At 69.2% G+C, this 15,789-nt stretch carries 10 protein-coding genes, 3 tRNA genes and 1 riboswitch; of the genes, 7 read left to right on the top strand and 6 right to left on the bottom strand.

Translation table 11 applies throughout. From position 1 onward, the window contains the following. Window positions 1–245: 245 nt before the first annotated feature. From tuf to V5F53_RS01065, 4 genes are all read right to left on the bottom strand, one after another. Entirely contained in the window at window positions 246–1,436 is a 1,191-nt protein-coding gene (gene tuf / locus V5F53_RS01080; RefSeq protein ID WP_509212781.1) for an elongation factor Tu, read from the bottom strand. A gap of 131 nt (window positions 1,437–1,567) precedes the next feature. Then, a tRNA-Gly gene (locus V5F53_RS01075) sits at window positions 1,568–1,641 on the bottom strand. Window positions 1,642–1,766: 125 nt separating this feature from the next. Next, the gene (locus V5F53_RS01070; protein WP_393995929.1) at window positions 1,767–2,864 is read right to left on the bottom strand and encodes a calcium-binding protein; all 1,098 of its coding nucleotides are present in this window, start codon (window positions 2,862–2,864) and stop codon (window positions 1,767–1,769) included. Between the two features lie 317 nt (window positions 2,865–3,181). Further along, window positions 3,182–3,266: transfer RNA gene (locus V5F53_RS01065), tRNA-Tyr, on the bottom strand. 225 nt (window positions 3,267–3,491) lie between these two features. Here V5F53_RS01065 and rlmB point away from each other — a divergent pair. The 7 genes from rlmB (at window position 3,492) to V5F53_RS01030 (ending at window position 11,387) form a co-directional block, all read left to right on the top strand. Next, window positions 3,492–4,355 carry a 23S rRNA (guanosine(2251)-2'-O)-methyltransferase RlmB gene (rlmB, locus tag V5F53_RS01060; protein WP_393995928.1) on the top strand — a complete coding sequence of 288 codons (864 nt, stop codon included), beginning with the start codon at window positions 3,492–3,494 and terminating at the stop codon, window positions 4,353–4,355. Between the two features lie 320 nt (window positions 4,356–4,675). Beyond that, window positions 4,676–6,343, top strand: coding sequence for an MFS transporter (locus V5F53_RS01055; protein ID WP_393995927.1), 1,668 nt, complete (start codon window positions 4,676–4,678; stop codon window positions 6,341–6,343). A 253-nt stretch (window positions 6,344–6,596) separates the two neighbouring features. Next, window positions 6,597–6,671, top strand: a tRNA-Thr gene (locus V5F53_RS01050). Window positions 6,672–6,903: 232 nt separating this feature from the next. Next, a complete protein-coding gene (locus V5F53_RS01045; RefSeq protein WP_393995926.1) occupies window positions 6,904–7,908 on the top strand; it encodes an LLM class flavin-dependent oxidoreductase in 1,005 nt (334 codons plus the stop codon). Window positions 7,909–7,973: 65 nt separating this feature from the next. Further along, on the top strand, window positions 7,974–9,344 hold the full coding sequence (locus V5F53_RS01040) for a (Fe-S)-binding protein (protein WP_393995925.1): 1,371 nt from the start codon (window positions 7,974–7,976) through the stop codon (window positions 9,342–9,344). Window positions 9,345–9,493: 149 nt separating this feature from the next. Further along, the gene (locus tag V5F53_RS01035; RefSeq protein ID WP_393995924.1) at window positions 9,494–10,372 is read left to right on the top strand and encodes an NAD(P)-dependent oxidoreductase; all 879 of its coding nucleotides are present in this window, start codon (window positions 9,494–9,496) and stop codon (window positions 10,370–10,372) included. Between the two features lie 19 nt (window positions 10,373–10,391). After that, window positions 10,392–11,387, top strand: a complete 996-nt coding sequence (locus V5F53_RS01030; RefSeq protein WP_393995923.1) for an aldo/keto reductase — start codon at window positions 10,392–10,394, stop codon at window positions 11,385–11,387. Between the two features lie 31 nt (window positions 11,388–11,418). Here the strand turns inward: V5F53_RS01030 and V5F53_RS01025 are convergent, their stop codons facing one another. Further along, window positions 11,419–13,518 (bottom strand): FUSC family protein, encoded by a 2,100-nt coding sequence (locus tag V5F53_RS01025; protein ID WP_393995922.1) that lies wholly within the window; start codon window positions 13,516–13,518, stop codon window positions 11,419–11,421. Window positions 13,519–13,710: 192 nt separating this feature from the next. Continuing rightward, on the bottom strand, window positions 13,711–15,579 hold the full coding sequence (gene thiC, locus V5F53_RS01020) for a phosphomethylpyrimidine synthase ThiC (protein WP_393995921.1): 1,869 nt from the start codon (window positions 15,577–15,579) through the stop codon (window positions 13,711–13,713). Window positions 15,580–15,664: 85 nt separating this feature from the next. Beyond that, window positions 15,665–15,773, bottom strand: a riboswitch (TPP riboswitch). Window positions 15,774–15,789 lie beyond the last annotated feature (16 nt).

Raw genomic sequence — 15,789 nt, 5'->3', positions numbered from 1 at the left:
GACCGTCGGGACCGCGATATCCCGGCCCTCCGGCGCAGCCGCACCCGCGGCAGGGCTCGCGCTCCGGGCAGGGGTCCTTCGCCACCGCCGGCCACGCGGCGAGGCACACAGCGAGGCACACGGCGAGGCCGGCCAGCGCCTGCCGCGCGAGGACAGCGCTTGAGGGCCGGCAAAAGAAAAGGGCGGCGCATCCGCGCCGCCCCTTCCGATATCTGGCGATGGCCCCCCGGCTCACCCGCGCCCGATCACTCGATGATGGCGGCGACGACGCCGGCGCCGACGGTGCGGCCGCCCTCGCGGATGGCGAAGCGCAGCTTCTCTTCCATGGCGATCGGCACGATCAGCGCCACGTCCATGGACACGTTGTCACCGGGCATCACCATTTCGGTGCCTTCCGGCAGGGTGCACACGCCGGTCACGTCCGTGGTGCGGAAGTAGAACTGCGGGCGATAGTTGGTGAAGAACGGCGTGTGACGGCCACCCTCCTCCTTGGTCAGGATGTAGGCCTCGGCCTTGAACTTGGTGTGGGGCTTCACAGAGCCGGGCTTGCACACCACCTGGCCGCGCTCCACGTCCTCGCGCTTGGTGCCGCGCACCAGGATGCCCACGTTGTCGCCGGCCTGGCCCTGGTCCAGCAGCTTGCGGAACATCTCGACGCCGGTCACCGTGGTCTTCTGGGTCGGGCGGATGCCGACGATTTCCACTTCGTCGCCGACCTTGATGATGCCGCGCTCGACGCGGCCGGTCACCACCGTGCCGCGGCCCGAGATCGAGAACACGTCCTCGATCGGCATCAGGAACGGCAGGTCAACCGGGCGCTCCGGCTGCGGGATATAGGCGTCGACCTGGGTCATCAGCTCGAGCACCGCGTCACGGCCGAGCACCGGATCGCCGTTCTCGAGCGCCACCAGCGCCGAGCCGCGCACGATCGGGATGTCGTCGCCGGGGAAGTCGTACTTGGAGAGCAGCTCGCGCACTTCCAGCTCGACCAGCTCCAGCAGCTCCGGATCGTCGACCATGTCGCACTTGTTCAGGAACACCACCAGCGCCGGCACGCCCACCTGACGGGCGAGCAGGATGTGCTCGCGGGTCTGCGGCATCGGGCCGTCGGCGGCCGACACCACCAGGATCGCGCCGTCCATCTGCGCCGCGCCGGTGATCATGTTCTTCACATAGTCGGCGTGCCCGGGGCAGTCGACGTGCGCATAGTGGCGGTTCTGGGTCTCGTATTCCACGTGCGCGGTCGAGATCGTGATGCCACGCGCCTTCTCTTCCGGCGCCTTGTCGATCTGGTCATACGCCGTGAACGTCGCGCCGCCGGTCTCCGCAAGCACCTTCGTGATCGCCGCCGTCAGCGACGTCTTGCCATGGTCAACGTGACCAATCGTGCCGATGTTGCAGTGCGGCTTCGAACGGTTGAACTTCTCTTTGGCCATCGTTCTCTCTCACTCGGTCGGCCGCCCGCGCGGGCCGCAAAAAAAGCCGCCGTGGGATAGGGGGTTTCGCGCGCGGATGCAAGACCCGGGCTTCACGACGCCGGAGCGCGACCGCCGAATCACGGGAAGAGTGGAGCGGGTGAAGGGAATCGAACCCTCGTATTCAGCTTGGAAGGCTGCTGCTCTACCATTGAGCTACACCCGCGGGAGCGGGACGCATAGCACGCTCTCCGCCCCGGCGAAAGGCACCTCGCGCCGCCTGGGGATAACCCGGCGGCGCCCGGCATCATGGGGCCGGGCGCCAGCCGTTCGCATTCGCGCTCGCCGCGCCTAAAGGATCAGGCTTGCGCCGCTCAGTTCGCTCACTCCGCTCAAGCGGATGGCGAGGTCAGCGCGCCCGTCGCCATCCACGTCGCCCCAGAGGCCATTCTTGCTGTAGCGCAGTTCGCCGGCCGTGCCCGAGAAGGCCACCGCGCCGATGAACACGAAGGCATCGTTTTGCCCGCCGCCGACCGCATTGGCGTCGATGGCGGAAAGGTCGATCTTGTCGCCCTGCACCGCAGAAAAATCCGTGATCGTGTCGTTCGTGCCGGCCCGCGACTCGTCCACCGCCTGGAAGATGAACACATCGGCTCCCCCACCGCCACTCAGGCGATCCGCGTCGAGCCCCCCGATCAAGCGATCATTGCCCGCCCCGCCAGACAGACGATCCGCCAGTGGCGCATCGTCTCTCTCTCCCGGCCCGTCGCCGTACAGCACATCGTTTCCGGCGCCGCCAGACAGGCTGTCCTTCCCGGCACCGCCGTAGAGGAGGTCGTTGCCCTCCCCTCCGATGAGGGTGTCATAGCCTGAATCACCGTCAAGAATATCGTCGCCGGTGCCGCCATCCAGGTAATCAGCGTCCAAATATCCGTAATAGGTGGAGTCGCCACCGTACAGCTTGTCATTCCCGGAGCCGCCCAGCAGACGATCTTTCCCCGATCCGCCTTCCATATAGTCGTTGCCAAATGCACCGATCAGCGTGTCGTCGCCCCCACCACCAAAAATTGTGTCGTTGCCTGATCCACCATCTATATAATCAGATCCATCGTAATAATCATTGACCATATGATCGCCATACAACTCGTCATCGCCAAACCCACCATAAATCAGATCGTTTCCACTCCCACCCTCGACGCGGTCGTATCCGCTTTCGGCATAGATGATGTCTCTTCCCGGACCGGCAAAAATCCAGTCCGAACCGTAGCCCGCGTAAACCTGATCATTCCCGGAACCGCCGATAATCGTATCATGCCCGGACGCGCTGTAGATGATATCATTGCCGCCCCCGGCATTGATCTCGTCGTCCCCGCCTTCGCTGTAGATCCGATCTCCGGCGTCACTGCCATTGATGATGTCGGCCCGAGCCGTGCCCCTGTAAACCGCCATTCCGGCCCCCATTTCGATAGGGCAGGTTACGATCCTGGGTTGCATCCGTCAAACAGACCACAACACGCTGCGGCGGGGCATCCACGCTCATTGCGACAGGAGAAGCTGGGAAGGGCGCACGCGCGCCGACGTGCAGCGCCAGACCAGATCGCGCCATACGATATCCCACGCGAAAGCGGGCTCAGGCTCAAGACTTGATCATCGCTGGACGGCGACATGAGAAGATCGGATCGCCGTTACGGCGCAACGTTGCTTCAACTTCGCCGATTCGATCAGGCGATCCCCATCGGATCGCTTTCGACCCAGACGATGACGGGTGGTGGAGGGGGTTGGATTTGAACCAACGTAGGCAGAGCCAACGGATTTACAGTCCGTCCCCTTTAACCACTCGGGCACCCCTCCATACGACGGCCCGTCATCGCGACCGCTTCCTGCGAAGCGGCTCAGCAGCGGGGCGAGAGGCCCGCGCCGCTGCTGAGGTCCCGGGTTATGTAAGGCGGCTTGGTTCAAGTCAACCGAAAAGGCGCAGGGCCATGATCGAGCTGTGGATGACGCGGCGCGCGCCTTTAGCCCCACCATGTCGCAAGGCCTCTTGCGCGGCGGCGCCGGCTCTGACAAAGCCACGCCATGTCAGACCGTCCTCCCCATCGCCCGACCCGCGCTCCCGGCTCCCCGCGTCCCTTCGGCGGCAAAGGCGGAGGCCCTGGCGGAGGCCGGTCGCGCTGGCCGGGCAAGGGCGGCGCGAAGAGCGGCGCGGCGCCGGCCTGGGCGGGCGAGGACGAGGTGGCCCTGCTGTATGGCTGGCACACGGTGGCGGAGGCGCTGGCCAATCCGAAGCGTCGCTTCCGCAGGATTCTCGCCACCGAGAACGCCGCCCACCGCCTGGCCGAGGCCGGCCTCACCCCGCCGGTCGAACCCGAGCTCGTGCGGCCCTCCGAGATCGATAAGCTGCTGGGCGCGGACGCCGTGCATCAGGGGTTGCTGGCGGAGGTGGACCACCTGCCCTCCCCCCGCCTCAGGGACATCGCCAAGACCGATTTGGTGCTGGTGCTGGACCAGATCACCGACCCGCACAACGTGGGCGCCATCGTGCGCTCGGCGGCGGCGTTCGCGGTCAGCGCCATCGTCACCACCGCCCGTCACAGCCCGGTCGCCACCGGCGTGCTGGCCAAGAGCGCCTCGGGCGGGCTGGAGCATGTGCCCATCTGCCTGGTGCAGAACCTCGCCCGCGCCCTCACCGAGTTGAAGGACAACGGCATGCTGGTGGTCGGCCTCGACAGCGAGGGCGCGGCCGACCTGGAGGACACGCCCCTGCGCGCGCCGCTCGCCCTGGTCCTGGGCGCCGAAGGCAAGGGCCTGCGCCAACTGACGCGCGAGACCTGCGATGAACTGGCCCGCATCGACCTGCCCGGCGTCATCAAGAGCCTCAATGTCTCCAATGCCGCCGCTTTGTCCCTCGGCATCGCCCGACGCGCCCTGAAGAGGGCCTGAAGGCCGGGGAAGGGCAGCTGCAGGATCATGACACCACCGACATCACCTTGCGGCATTGCACCTAAGACCAATAGACTATCGTCGTAGAACCTTTTTCCAGCCACACTGTCCTCAGGCGCGCGTGCGCCCAGCCTTAGCCGAACCGCCCGACCAGAGAGGCGGACCGCCAGGCCGACGGAGGACCGCCCGGTCATCGCCGCCCGCTCCCGCGCGCGGCGGCGGGCATCGCCCCACGCTCGGCCCGCGCCGCGGCAGCGCGCAGCCTGGCTCAGCTCCGCCGGGGGAACACGGCCGGGGCATCGACGTGGGAGGACATGTCCATGAGCGTTACGAGTGCGCGGGCGGCGGCAGCCCCCCGCCCCATGACACGGGAGGAGAAGAAGGTCATCTTCGCCTCGTCCCTCGGCACCGTCTTCGAATGGTATGATTTCTATCTCTACGGCTCGCTGGCGGCCATCATCGGCGCGCAGTTCTTTTCCGCCTATCCGCCCGCCACGCGCGACATCTTCGCGCTGCTTGCCTTCGCCGCCGGCTTCCTGGTCCGTCCGTTCGGCGCCATCGTGTTCGGCCGGCTCGGCGACATGGTGGGCCGCAAATACACCTTCCTGATCACCATCCTCATCATGGGCCTGTCGACCTTCATCGTCGGCATCCTGCCCAATGCCGCCGCCATCGGCATCCTCGCCCCCATCATCCTGATCGCGCTGCGGCTGCTGCAAGGCCTGGCGCTGGGCGGCGAATATGGCGGCGCCGCCACCTACGTGGCCGAGCACGCGCCACACGGCCGGCGCGGCTTCTACACCTCCTGGATTCAGACCACGGCGACGCTGGGCCTGTTCCTGTCCCTCGTCATCATCCTGGTCACGCGCACCGTGACCGGCGAGGAGGCGTTCCGCGACTGGGGCTGGCGGGTGCCGTTCCTGGTCTCCATCGCCTTGCTCGGCATTTCGGTGTGGATCCGCCTGCAACTGTCGGAATCCCCCACCTTCAAGAAGATGAAGGAGGAGGGCACCACCTCCAAGGCGCCGCTGACCGAGGCGTTCGGCCACTGGGGCAACATGAAGATCGTGCTGCTCGCCCTGTTCGGCCTCGTCGCCGGCCAGGGCGTGGTCTGGTACACGGGCCAGTTCTATGCCCTGTTCTTCCTGCAATCGATCCTGAAGGTGGACGGCTACACCTCCAACCTCCTGATCGCGTGGTCGCTGGTGTTCGGCACGGGCTTCTTCGTGTTCTTTGGCTGGCTGTCGGACAAGATCGGCCGCAAGCCCATCATCCTCGCCGGATGCCTGATCGCGGCGGCGAGCTATTTCCCGCTGTTCAACCTCATCACCACCTATGCCAATCCGCAATTGGAGCGGGCGGTTCAGAACGTGCGGGTGACCGTGGTGGCCGATCCCGGCAATTGCGGCTCGCTGTTCAATCCGGTGGGAACACGGATCTACAGCCAGCCCTGCGACATCGCCCGCGACACCCTCGCCAAGGCGGGCGTGAAGTACTCCACCCTCCCCGCCGCGCCCGGCGCCCCGGTGGAACTGAAGGTGAACGACCAGGTGGTGCCGTTCGGTCCCGATTTCGGCAAGACCGCCCTCGCCGCGCTCCAGGCGGCGGGCTATCCCAAGGCCGGGTCCGACACCGGCGTGGTGAAGATGGCGCACCCGTTCGACATCTTCCGCCCACAGGTGGCGGCGGTGATCGGGCTGCTGTTCATCCTGGTGCTGTTCGTCACCATGGTCTACGGGCCCATCGCGGCGGCGCTGGTGGAGCTGTTCCCCGCCCGCATCCGCTACACCTCCATGTCGCTGCCGTATCACATCGGCAACGGCTGGTTCGGCGGCCTTCTGCCTGCGACGTCTTTCGCCATGGTGGCGGCTACCGGAGACATCTATTTTGGCCTCTGGTATCCGATCGTGATTGCGTTGATGACCTTCGTCATCGGCCTGCTGTTCGTGCCCGAGACCAAGGACCGCAACATCGATCACTGGCACTGAGCCCCCGCTCAGGAGCCGTGCACAGGACCTCTGGCGCGGCGTTCACCGCCGCGCCCCTCCCGGGACGGCCCCGCACGGTGCGGGGCCGCTTTTTTTGGGCCGCCGGACCGCGCGGCCCGGCGCCAAGTCATCTGTCCACCGCGCCCGTCTTGACGCGCGGACGCCGGCGAGGGATGAAGGCGCACCGGCGAGGGCCCACGCCCCCACCGGCCGTCCAGCCCCGGGTCGCGATGGGTCCCGGGCCTCGAACGGGGCCGGCTTAGCACAGCGGTAGTGCAGCGGTTTTGTAAACCGAAGGTCGGGGGTTCGATCCCCTCAGCCGGCACCATTTTCGTCTTCCACCACATTCCTCTTGTACCATCTGCCTCTTGTACCATCTGCCTCTTGTACCATCTGCCTCTTGCATCACCTGCCTCTTGCGCCATGTCCCTTGACTGGCCGCGGGCGCGAGCCCTGCGCAGGAGATGCGGGCCGGGCGGTTGAATGGCGGGCGGCAGGGCCTACATGCAGGGCCTGCGCGGGGGCGGCGCAGCCCGTGGCAGCCAAGCACAAGGCCTCTCATGACGGCTTTCTCGATTCTCGATCTCGTTCGCGTCACCGTGGACGCGGACGCCCGCGCCGCGCTGGACAACGCCCGCACCCTCGCCGCCCATGCCGAGGGCTGGGGCTACCGGCGGTTCTGGGTGGCCGAGCACCACAACATGCCGGGCATCGCCTCGGCCGCCACCGCAGTGGTCATCGGCCATATCGCCGCCGGCACCGCGTCCATCCGCGTCGGGGCCGGCGGCATCATGCTGCCGAACCATGCGCCGATGGTGGTGGCCGAGCAGTTCGGCACCCTGGCGCGGCTGTTCCCCGGCCGCATCGACCTGGGCCTCGGCCGCGCGCCGGGCACCGATCAGGCCACCTTCCGCGCCCTGCGCCGCACCCCCGCCGATTCCGATCGCTTCCCCCAGGACGTGCTGGAGCTCCAGGCCTATTTCCGGCCGGTCCAGCCGGGCCAGACGCTGCAGGCGGTGCCGGCGGCGGGCACCGAGGTGCCGGTGTGGATCCTCGGCTCGTCCACCTTCGGCGCCCATCTGGCGGCGGAACTGGGCCTGCCCTATGCCTTCGCCTCCCATTTTGCGCCCGACCAACTCATGGACGCGCTCCACGTCTACCGCACCCGCTTCAAGCCCTCGGCGGCGCTGGCGCGGCCCTATGCCATGGCCGGCATCAACGTGATCGCGGCGGAGACGGACCGGGAGGCGCAGCGGCTCGCCACCACCCAGCAGATGTCCTTCGCCAACATCTTCCGCGGCGCCCGGGGCCTGAGCCAACCGCCCATCGATGACATCGAGACCTATTGGAGCCCGATGGAAAAGGCGCAGGCGCAGCGCATGCTCGCCTGCTCGGTGGTGGGAAGCCCGGACACCGTGCGCGCGGGCCTCACCGCCTTCATCGCCGAAACCGGGGTGGATGAGGTGATGGTGGTGTCCGACGTGTTCGACCCGGCGGCGCGGCTGCGGTCCTTCGAGATCATCGCCAGCCTCGGGCTGAACGGCGGCCCCCCGCCGCCGGTGTGACGACCGGCCGGAGCCTCGCCGCTGGCGCGCGTCTTGCTTGAGCGCGGCGGCGGGAGTTCCACGGCATGAAAACCTTCCTCGACTGGTCGGCTTACGACACCTACGGCATCGGCGACGCCTATTCCGGCATTCCCGCGACCGGCGGGAATTACGCGAAGGCGGTCGCGGTGTGCATGCACAGCCGCGATTGTCGTAATACCGGCAAAGGGGTGATGTGCCCCTCCTATCGCGTCACCGGCGATGCCGCCCATTCCACCGAGGCCCGCGTCGCCGCCTTCAAGGCCGCCCTCAACGACGGCTCGGACGCGCAGGCCTTCGCCGACCCCCGGCTCGACGCGGCCATGGACCTGTGCGTGTCGTGCAAGGCCTGCAAGAAGGAATGCCCGAGCGCCGTCGACATGACGCTCATCAAGACCGAATACCTGGCGCAGCGCCACGAGATCAAAGGGGTGCCGCTGCGCACCCGGCTGTTCGGCGGCGTGCCCGAATGGACGGGGCGCCATCGTCGCCTACTGCGCGCCGCCATCCGCCTGCGCAACCGCTGGCGGCTGGCGGCGCGGCTGGCGGACCGCTGGCTCGGCATCACCGCCCGCCGGCCCATTCCCGAGCCCGCGCCGGCGCCGTTCGCGCCCACGGCGCCGACCGTGGGGGAGGCGCCGCCGCGGGGCGAGGTGATCCTGTTCGTGGATACCTTCTGCCACCATTTCGAGCCCGAGGTCGCGCACGCCGCGCAACAGGTGCTGGAGGCCGCCGGCTATCGCGTGCGCGCGGCCCGTCCCGCCGCTACCGATGCCGAGCCGAACCGGCCCTTGTGCTGTGGGCGCACCTATCTCACCACCGGCATGGTGGAGAAGGCGCGGGGCGAGGCCACCCGGGTGCTGGCCGCCTTCCGCGACGAAATCGCCGCCAAGACGCCCATCATCGGCCTGGAGCCCTCCTGCCTGCTGTCGCTGCGCGACGAGCTGTACAGCCTGGGGTTGGGGCCGGAGGTAGGCGACCTCGGCAAGCAACTCTATCTGCTGGAAGAGTTCCTGGCGCGCGAGCACCAGAACAAGGGGCTTCGGCTGCAGCTGCAGGGCCTGGACCTGCCCCGGGCCCTGCTGCACGGCCACTGCCACCAGAAGGCGTTCGGGGTGATGAAGGCGACCCGCAAGGTGCTGTCGTGGATTCCCGGGTTTTCGTACGACATCGTCGAAACCAGCTGCTGCGGCATGGCCGGCAGCTTCGGCCTGGAGGCCGAGCATTACGATGCTTCGATGGAGATGGGCGAACTCAACCTGCTGCCGGCGGTGCGCGATGCCGCGCCCGATACGCCGCTGATCGCCAACGGCTTTTCCTGCCGCCACCAGATCGAGCACGGCACCGGCCGCAAGGCCCGCCACATCGCCCTGTTGCTGCGCGACGCCCTCGCCGCCCCGGCCCACGCCCCGCGCTGAACGGGACCGCACCCGCCGCATCGACACATTCATGGCCTGCATGAATGCCATCACGCCGTCGCGATTGATCGCGGCGGCGCGCGCGCCCATGGTCCCGGATCGAGGCCACGCCGACCCGAGGCGCGCCGTCGCGGCAGGAGGACAGAACCATGCAGGTGGGCTTCATCGGATTGGGCCAGATGGGGGCCGGCATGGCCGGCAACCTCCTGAAGGCCGGGCATGCCGTCACCGTGTACAATCGCTCCCCCGCCAAGACTGACGCCCTGGTGGCGGCAGGCGCCGCCCGGGCCGCTGACGTTGCCGCGGCCTGCCGGGGCGAGGCGGTGATCACCATGCTCGCCAATGACGCGGCGGTGGAGGAGGTGGCGTTCGAGCCCCAGGGCCTCATCGCCACCCTGCCCGCGGGGGCGCTGCACGTCTCCGCCAGCACCATTGGCCCAGCCCTGTCGGAGCGGCTCGCCGCCGCCCACGCCGCGGCCGGCCAGCTCTTCCTGTCGGCGCCGGTGTTCGGGCGGCCGGATGTAGCGGCCGCCGGCACGCTGTTCGTGGTGGCGGCGGGGGAGGACGCGGCGCTGACCGCCGCCCGGCCGCTGCTGGAGGCGGTGGGCCAGCGCACCTTCGTGGTGTCCGACCTGCCGGCGCGGGCCAATCTGGTGAAGCTGTCGGGCAACTTCCTCATCGCCTGCGTCATCGAATCCCTGGGCGAGGCGCTGGCGCTGGTGGGCAAGGCCGGCATCGACAAGACCCAGTACCTGGAGCTGCTCACCTCCACCCTGTTCGGAGCGCCGGTCTATAAGAATTACGGCCGGCTGCTGGCCGAAGGCGGCGATGCCCCGGTCGGCTTCGCGGCGCCGCTGGGCCTCAAGGACATCAAGCTGACGCTGGCCGCCGCCGAGGCGCTGGAAGTGCCCTTGCCGCTGGCCAGCCTGCTGCGCGACCGCTTCCTCACCCTTCTGGCCACCGGCGGCGCCGACCGCGACTGGTCCGCCATCGGCCTGCTGGCGGCGCGCGATGCCGGGCAATCCTGATCGAGACGGAGATCAAGCCATGGAACAGATCGAACTCGGCGCCTCGGGCGTGACCACCTCGCGCATCGGGCTTGGCACCTGGGCCATCGGCGGCTGGATGTGGGGCGGCTCCGACGAGGCGGAGGCCATCGCCACCATCCGCGCGGCGGTGGAGTGCGGCATCACCCTCATCGACACCGCCCCGGTCTACGGCTTCGGTCATTCGGAGGAGATCGTCGGCAAGGCCCTGGCCGACGGGCTGCGCGAGAAGGCGCAGATCGCCACCAAGGTCGGGCTTGCCTGGCGCGATGGGCGGGTGTTCCGCGACAGCCGCCCGGCCCGCATCCGGCAGGAGATCGAGGACTCCCTGCGCCGCCTGAGGACCGATGTGATCGACCTTTACCAAGTCCACTGGCCGGACCTCGAAACGCCGTTCGAGGACACCGCGCGGGTGCTGGAGGAGCTGCGCCGCGAGGGCAAGATCCGCGCCGTCGGCGTGTCGAACTATGCGCCCGCGCAGATGGACGCCTTCCGCGCGGTGGCGCGGCTCGACGCGGTGCAGCCGCCCTACAATCTGTTCGAGCGCGAGATCGAAGCCGACGTGCTGCCCTATGCGGCGCGCACCGGGCTCACCGTCCTGAGCTACGGCGCCCTGTGCCGGGGCCTGCTCTCCGGCCGCATGGACGCCGCCACCACGTTCGAGGGCGACGACCTGCGCAAGGTGGACCCGAAGTTCACCGCCCCGCGCTTCCCGCAGTATCTGCAGGCGGTGGCGGAGCTGCAGGCGCTGGCCCGGGCGCGCTACGGAAAGTCGGTACTGGCATTGGCCTTGCGCTGGGTGCTGGACCAGGGGCCGACCATCGCCCTGTGGGGCGCGCGCAGGCCGGGCCAGCTTGATCCCGTGGGCGACGTGGACGGCTTTCACATCGACGACGCGACCCGGGCCGAGATCGACGCCATCCTCGCCCGCACCGTGACCGACCCGGTCTCACCCGCCTTCATGGCGCCACCCGCCAAGCGTCCGACGGCGGCCTGACGCCCCGGCGAGAGGCCATGCGGCATATATATCAGCCGCGCGGGGCCTCGGGCGGGGCCTGCGGGAAGCCGCCAGCGTCCTGCAGGCGGTTCATGTGGGCCAGTTCGTCGCGGATACCGTCGGCGAGAAAGCCGGCGGCGGTCGCGGCCGGCGATGCCGGCGGGGCAAGCCGGACGCGTTCGCCGGGCGTCGCCGCAATGTAGCGCGCAAGCGCGCGGATCGCCTCCGCGTCCGCCGGCGGCACACGCCGGTCCGGGCTAGCCGAATAGGCGGTGACGCGGTCGCAGATGCGCTCGGCCGCGCTGACGAGGGGAAACCACGCGCCGGCCTCGGTGCTGGCGGGGGGCGGCTCCATCAGCGCGGTCCGCAGGCGCGTGCGCATGTCGGCCAGCCGGCCATAAGTCCGGCGGCGATGCTCGGACAGGTCGGGGCCGGAGCCGAGGCCACAGGCCGCGAGCAGGTAATCGCCGATCAGGCCCTTGGCGCCATGGAAGGTCTCGGCGAGGTGCCTGTGATGGGTGCGCGGCCACAGGAAATAGCCGAACACCAGCACGATGCCGCCGCCGATGAAGGTATCGACCACCCGCTGGAGCGCATAATCGGCGCTTCGGGGGCCGGGCTCGACGATGTCCACCAGCAGCAGCACCAGCGGCGCCAGCACCACCGCCTGCAGCACGTAGGACCGCCGCATCGCCCACGGCAGCACCGCCGAGAGCCCGGCGATGAGCAGGATCACCGGCTGTCCCTTCGGCAGATAGGCCAATGCCAAGGCGCCCAGGGCCGCCCCGCCGATGGTGCCCACGCAGCGCAGCACCGCCCGGGCGAACACCGAGCCGAGGTCGGGCTTCATCACCAGGCTGACGGTGAGCGGAATCCAGAACCAGTGGCTCTCCCGGTCCCACCAATGGGCGGCATAGGCGAGCCCCATGCATAGCCCCAGGGCCAGCGCCGCCCGGATATTCTCCGCGCCCGGCGCCAGCCGGTCGAGGGCGATGCGCAGGCGCGCGCCCGCTTGCGTGGCGGCAGCGGGGGCATGGCTCCGTCCCTCAGCCTCAGCCGCCGCCTCAGCCTCCGCCTCATCGCCACCCTGCCCGCGCCCCGGCGCGGGGGTGGCGCCGGTGGCGGCAAGCGCCGCCGCCACCCCCGCCACCGCCTGTGCCAGCCGATCCCCGCCGGGACCCGCGGGCGACGCCGTGTCCACCGCATCACCGTCCGCGGCGGCGGCCAGGACACCCAGCCGCGCGCCCGCCGCCCGCAGGCCCACGGTGTCGCGCGACGACAGGATGGCGGCGAACAGCGCGTCGCAGTCCTGCACCAGCGCCGCGAGGCGGTCGGTCTCGCGGCCACGGCCGACATTGCGGGATTGGGTTTCCAGCATCAGGCCGGTCAGGGCGCGAAGCCCGTCCGTCACCGCCCGGCGGGCGGCCTCGAGCCCCGGGCCAGCGGGCGCCGCGCCCGCATCCGCGTCGGCCGCCAGGCCGTCGGCCCGGGCGGCGGCCAGCGTCGCCAGGGCGCGGACCAGGCCGGCCACCGCCTGCCGCCGGGGCCGGTCGCGCCACAGCAGCGCCTCTATCCCCAGCACCGCCATATAGAAGACTGCGCCGACCAGATAGAGCACCGACAACCACCAATAGGGCCCGATGCCCGGCACGCCGATGGCGATGGAGGACAGGAGCAGGGCCTGCATGGCGCCGATGGACAGCACCGCCCCATAGCCGCTGAGCAGGCCGCCGAGGACGCCGAACGCGGCCATGGCCAGTACCGTCGCGCCCCAGGGCAAGCCGGTCAGATAGCCGGCGAGATAGCCGAGCGCGCCGATGACGCCCGATAGGGCGAGGTGGCGGAAGATGAAGCGGTAGGTGCCGGCGGGCTCGGCGGCGGCCATCATGAGCGTGCCCATGGAAATCCACATGCCGGTGATGACCGCGTCACAGGCATAGCCCACGGAAAACGGCACGCCGATGCAGAGGGCGGAGCGGATGGCCCGCCCCCAGGACCAGGGCGCCGGCTTGATCCGCGCCAGCTCCCGCAACCAGGCATTGGGCCGGGACAGGCCGTCTTCACGCGCGTCCCCGTGCGCATTCTTCCGCGCGTCCTGCCGCGCCGCCGCTCCCGCTTCGTCCGCGTTCATTCCACATCCCTGCAAAGGGCGTCGCCGGGCCGGCATCCGCCAAGGCGCCCTCAAGATTAGTCGAAAGCTTCAGCGGTGTCGTGGCGGGGGCGGGCGTGGCGGACCCCCGCGCGATGAGCCCCCCCGCGCGACCAGAACCCGGCCGGCGCGACGGCCGGGTTCTGGTGCCTTCGGAAGGATCGGGCGCGACGGCTATTCCGCTGCGCTCACATAAAGCTCCCCGCCCTCGGCCAGGAACTCCCGCGACTTCTCCCGCATCCCCTGCTCCCGCGCCTCGGCGGACAGGGCTTCGTCGGCCCCCTCCATGGCGCGGACCTCGGCCCGCAATTCCTGGGTGATCTTCATGGAACAGAACTTCGGCCCGCACATGGAGCAGAAGTGCGCCACCTTGTGCGCGTCCTTGGGCAGGGTCTCGTCGTGGAACTTCTGCGCCGTGTCCGGGTCGAGTCCCAGGTGGAACTGGTCCTGCCAGCGGAAGTCGAAGCGGGCCCGGCTCACCGCGTCGTCGCGGATCTGCGCGGCGGGATGGCCCTTGGCGAGGTCGGCGGCGTGGGCGGCGATCTTGTAGGTGATGACGCCGGTCTTCACGTCATCGCGGTCGGGCAGGCCCAGATGCTCCTTGGGCGTGACGTAGCAGAGCATGGCGCAGCCGAACCAGCCGATCATGGCCGCGCCGATGCCCGAGGTGATGTGGTCGTAGCCGGGGGCGATGTCGGTGGTCAGCGGGCCGAGGGTGTAGAATGGGGCCTCCCCGCACGCCTTCAACTGCTTGTCCATATTGGCCTTGATCTTGTGCATGGGCACATGGCCCGGCCCCTCGATCATGACCTGGCAGCCCTTCTGCCACGCGATGTTGGCAAGTTCGCCCAGGGTCTCCAGCTCGGCGAACTGGGCGGCGTCGTTGGCGTCGGCGATGGAGCCGGGGCGCAGGCCGTCGCCCAGCGAGAACGACACGTCATAGGCCCGCATGATGTCGCAGATCTCGTCGAACCGCTCGTAGAGGAACGATTCGCGGTGCCCGGCGAGGCACCAGCGCGCCATGATGGAGCCGCCGCGGCTGACGATGCCGGTGACGCGGCGCGCGGTGAGCGGCACATAGGCGAGGCGCACGCCGGCATGGATGGTGAAATAGTCGATGCCCTGCTCGGCCTGCTCGATGAGGGTGTCCTTGAACACCTCCCAGTCGAGCTTGAGCGGGTCGCCGCCCACCTTCTCCAGCGCCTGGTAGATCGGCACGGTGCCGATGGGCACCGGCGAGTTGCGCACGATCCAGGAGCGGATGTTGTGGATGTTGCGGCCGGTGGACAGGTCCATGACCGTGTCCGCACCCCAGCGGATGGCCCACACCATCTTCTCCACCTCTTCCGCGGTGGAGGAGGTGACGGCGGAGTTACCGATGTTGGCGTTGATCTTCACCAGGAAGTTGCGGCCGATCACCATCGGCTCCAACTCGGTGTGGTTGATGTTGGCGGGGATGATGGCGCGGCCCCGCGCGATCTCCGCGCGCACGAATTCCGGCGTGATGAAGGGCGGGATTTCGGCGCCGAAGCTCTCGCCGTCCTGAAGGGCCCCCTCGGCCCGCTCCAGTACCTCGGCGCGGCCGAGATTCTCGCGGTGGGCGGCGAAGATCATCTCCTGGGTGATGAGGCCGGCGCGGGCGAACTCATACTGGGTCGCCATCTGCCCCGGGGCGGCGCGGCGCACGGTGCGCTCGGCCGGACAGGCGGCCACCAGGCGGTCGCCGGCAAAGCCGTTGTCCTCGGGCTTCACCGCGCGCGGCACGATGGCCTCGAAGCCGCGGTTCGCCACCCAGGCCTCGCGCTGGCCATGGAGGCCGGCAGCAAGGTCGATGGCCGGCGCGCACTCGGTGTAGGGACCGGAGGAATCATAGACCCGCACCGGCGCCTCGGCCGGGTCGGAAAGCGTGATCTCGCGCACCGGCACCGCTATATCGGCGCCGGGCACTTCCACATAACGCTTGCGGGACCCGACGATGGGGCCGGTGGTGACGGTCTGTGGACCGCCCGTGTTGATCTTGCTGGGATCGACGGCTGTGGTCATGGCGCATCCTCTCTGGCACACGAGCGATCCGAACTCGCTGGGGGCAGATTGGGTGCGGCCTTCGCCACTGCGGCGGCGCGGGGCGCGTGTCGCAGGTTCCCGTCCCTCCGCCGGTATGAGCCGGATCAGGTTCAAGGGTCAGGGCGGCGCGCCCACTCTCAGCCCCCGAACTCGGGGCCCCCCTCGGAACGATGCGACTGTCCGCGCCAC

This window comes from Xanthobacter cornucopiae (assembly GCF_043195065.2).
Lineage (GTDB): Bacteria > Pseudomonadota > Alphaproteobacteria > Rhizobiales > Xanthobacteraceae > Xanthobacter.
Note: the sequence above shows the minus strand (reverse complement) of the source record. Positions and strands in the feature narration are given on the sequence as shown.

What these genes read in the sequence shown, in the direction of transcription:
- tuf (WP_509212781.1), bottom strand. Translation starts at nt 1,436, where the DNA reads ATGGCCAAAGAGAAGTTCAACCGTTCGAAGCCGCACTGCAACATCGGC.
- V5F53_RS01070 (WP_393995929.1), bottom strand. Translation starts at nt 2,864, where the DNA reads ATGGCGGTTTACAGGGGCACGGCTCGGGCCGACATCATCAATGGCAGT.
- rlmB (WP_393995928.1), top strand. Translation starts at nt 3,492, where the DNA reads ATGTCAGACCGTCCTCCCCATCGCCCGACCCGCGCTCCCGGCTCCCCG.
- V5F53_RS01055 (WP_393995927.1), top strand. Translation starts at nt 4,676, where the DNA reads ATGAGCGTTACGAGTGCGCGGGCGGCGGCAGCCCCCCGCCCCATGACA.
- V5F53_RS01045 (WP_393995926.1), top strand. Translation starts at nt 6,904, where the DNA reads ATGACGGCTTTCTCGATTCTCGATCTCGTTCGCGTCACCGTGGACGCG.
- V5F53_RS01040 (WP_393995925.1), top strand. Translation starts at nt 7,974, where the DNA reads ATGAAAACCTTCCTCGACTGGTCGGCTTACGACACCTACGGCATCGGC.
- V5F53_RS01035 (WP_393995924.1), top strand. Translation starts at nt 9,494, where the DNA reads ATGCAGGTGGGCTTCATCGGATTGGGCCAGATGGGGGCCGGCATGGCC.
- V5F53_RS01030 (WP_393995923.1), top strand. Translation starts at nt 10,392, where the DNA reads ATGGAACAGATCGAACTCGGCGCCTCGGGCGTGACCACCTCGCGCATC.
- V5F53_RS01025 (WP_393995922.1), bottom strand. Translation starts at nt 13,518, where the DNA reads ATGAACGCGGACGAAGCGGGAGCGGCGGCGCGGCAGGACGCGCGGAAG.
- thiC (WP_393995921.1), bottom strand. Translation starts at nt 15,579, where the DNA reads ATGACCACAGCCGTCGATCCCAGCAAGATCAACACGGGCGGTCCACAG.